Source organism: Streptomyces sp. NPDC056580, assembly GCF_042793175.1.
Classification (GTDB): Bacteria; Actinomycetota; Actinomycetes; order Streptomycetales; family Streptomycetaceae; genus Streptomyces.
In genome coordinates this window covers 1-1317 of the sequence record NZ_JBHTVE010000050.1, presented here as the reverse complement: position 1 = coordinate 1317, position 1317 = coordinate 1, and the positions used below count along the sequence as shown (strand labels likewise).

General features: G+C 70.1%; 1 protein-coding gene. It reads right to left on the bottom strand.

Annotated elements, in window-relative coordinates:
* Positions 1-1195: IS1380 family transposase (locus tag ACFQ9Z_RS39330; RefSeq protein ID WP_383031948.1), on the bottom strand; the 1195-nt coding region annotated here is incomplete at its 3' end.
* Positions 1196-1317: the final 122 nt, after the last annotated feature.

Below are 1317 nucleotides of genomic sequence, written 5' to 3'. Positions count from 1 at the left end.
CGAGCATGGGCATCCAGGCCAGCAGGTCGAGAGCGATCTGGACGATCTCCAGCCAGATGCGGTTCTGGGCGGTGTCGTGCAGGGGAAGGTTGCGCAGGCCGGTCGAACGTGCGGCCCGGATGCGGTCCTCCGCGCGGGCCCGCAGCCGGTGGCGGAGCTCAAGCTCGGCGATCGGCCGGTCGGGGGTGTTCGTGGCGAAGCAGGTGATGCGCATGCCGTCGGCGTCCGTGATTCTCAACTGGGCACCGGGGTGTGGCCGTTCCTTGCGGACGATCAGCCGCATGCCCTTGGGCCAGCCGTCCAGGACGTTACCGGCGAGTTCGGCGACCCAGGCTCCGTCACGGACCTCGCCGTCGGCCTCGAGGGCCGGGGTCCAGGCCGTTGCCGGGATCTTGAGGACGTGGCTGTGGATGGCCTCAGTGATTACCATGCCGACCGAGTAGGACAGCCAGCGCCCGCGCTGGGCGAGCCAGGCGACGAACTCGTGAGTGCCGCCTGCGGAATCGCAGCGAATGAGGGTCTGCCGCCCGCGCCGGTACTTCTTCGGCAGCTGGGCGAGGGCCAGTTGGGCGGTGACGATGTGGTCGGCCGCCGTGTTCGAGCCCGCGTTGCCCGGCCTCAGCAGGGCCGCGACGGCCTCGCCGGTTCCGCCCGGGCCGTGATCGACGAAGGCCATCAGCGGGTGGTGGCCGTAGGTCTTCTTCCAGGTCGGGGCGGCGTCCTGCTTGTCCGAGTGCGCGACGACCAGCACTCCGTCCAGGTCCACGGTCACCCGCCCGTCGGCGTCCGGAGCCCGACCCGCAGCCAACCTCCAGACCCGGCTGCGGACTTCGGTCCGAGCCGCGCGGAGCGCGGTCAGGGCCTTCCCGCCGGTGGTGGCGAGGGTATCGATCAGGCGGGAGACCGTCGGACCGGAGGCCACCGGTCCGAACACGGCCGGCTCGGACCGCAGCAGTGCGACGTCGGCGAGGCAGTCCCCGCCGAGCGCGACCGCCAGTGCGAGGTCCAGTAGAACCTTGCCCGGATCGTGGACGGCCCGCGGTTTTCGCCAGGGGGCGAGCGCTGCGGAGATGGCCCGGTCAAGGCCGATCTTGCGGGCTGTTTCGACCAGCAGGACCGAACCGGCCTGCGAGACCACGGCTCGGCCGTCGTCCCGGACACGGACATGGGGGTAGGACCCGGTAGGCTGCTTCACCTGGAAAGTGCCTCCGACAGGGGCGGGAACAAGGACCTCAGCAATCCTCATTCTCGCTGGTCAGAGGCACTTTTCGCTTACCTGACCGCCTGTCGGACAGCCCGCTTCATGAAAGCGCGAGG